1 protein-coding gene and 1 tRNA gene are annotated in these 1,229 nt (G+C 34.8%); one reads left to right on the forward strand and one right to left on the reverse strand.

Features of this window, described 5'->3' with window-relative positions; all coding sequences use genetic code 11:
• Positions 1-100: 100 nt before the first annotated feature.
• Positions 101-172: transfer RNA gene (locus DRW42_RS28380), tRNA-Glu, on the forward strand.
• 63 nt (positions 173-235) lie between these two features.
• Here the strand turns inward: DRW42_RS28380 and DRW42_RS28385 are convergent.
• Entirely contained in the window at positions 236-673 is a 438-nt protein-coding gene (locus DRW42_RS28385; RefSeq protein WP_113952224.1) for a hypothetical protein, read from the reverse strand.
• Between the last annotated feature and the right edge of the window lie 556 nt (positions 674-1,229).

Genomic DNA, 1,229 nt, shown 5'->3' on the forward strand with positions numbered 1-1,229 from the left:
TCGCACGTTCGAGTCGTGTCCCCGCTACCAATTCAGTTGGTAGTTTACAGTGATCAGTTTAACTGAAAGCTGGGAACTGAAAATTTAAAAACTGAAAAATGGCCCGTTCGTCTAGGGGTGAGGACGCCAGATTTTCATTCTGGAAACAGGGGTTCGATTCCCCTACGGGCTACGATCCCGCTTTACGATAAGTAGAGCGGGATTTTTGCTTTCTATACATTTTCCCGCCCAATCATTAAGGATAATCTGCTTTTAATTTTAAATCGCTGATAAATTCCCGACTTAATACATTCTTATAAAACAAAAAACTGAAACGAGAGACACCTGCTACAACTAATAGAATTATAACAAAGCCAAACCATCCGGAATAACAGGCAAATAAGATAGATGCAATGGCTGGCACCAAAAGGTCAGGTAAAGAATATTTATCCGGATAAATAAATTCAAAATCTCCTGAAACAGGGTGATACAGAATTGAGCCCTGTATTATTTTATTTTTGTTCCTGGCAGAATATGCAGACTTTGGCAAAGCAAAACAAATCTCTAAAGGATCTTCCCTTATTATATTATACTTCCTCTTCTTTAAAATGGAAATAATTTCTTCGTGATTCCTTAGTTCAGAAATTTTGCCAGTAAGACGATGTATTGAGATCGATTCTGTAGTAACGCCCATAAAAACTTAGCTGTAGCTCAAATGTAAATATCACTAATTTTTAAATAATGTATCATAATAGTTTTAGCATCGGAAAGCCAGTTACTAAATAAATATTGCCGAAAAGGAGAACTTAAGACAGAATTTAATCAAATTGAATAATAGCGCCTGATTTACCCGCATCCGGTAGTGATGCGGGCAAACAGGACTTCAAATCAACATAACTAACCAAATATATATTGAGATAAAAATTAGTACTAAACAAGAAATAATAGTTTTTATTTAGACTAATTATAAACAAAGAAAAGCAACAAAATTTATTTAACCAAAATTTTCATCTCAAAAAATGGTTAAACTTTTGTCAGAAGGCTACAACCTGCTCATTATCAATTCAAAATTTATTTGAGTAAATCCGATACATTTTTGGGACTGAAGAGGCTGAAAAAAATATTTTAAAATATTTCGCAAATGGCTTTGCAAATATCAAAACAAATCTTACCTTTGCACTCCTTCAAACGCGATATTTGAAGCAGAAAATAGAGTGCGGGGTGGAGCAGTTGGTAGCTCGTCGGGCTCA

The sequence above is a fragment of the Pedobacter miscanthi genome, assembly GCF_003315595.1.
Lineage (GTDB): Bacteria > Bacteroidota > Bacteroidia > Sphingobacteriales > Sphingobacteriaceae > Pedobacter > Pedobacter miscanthi.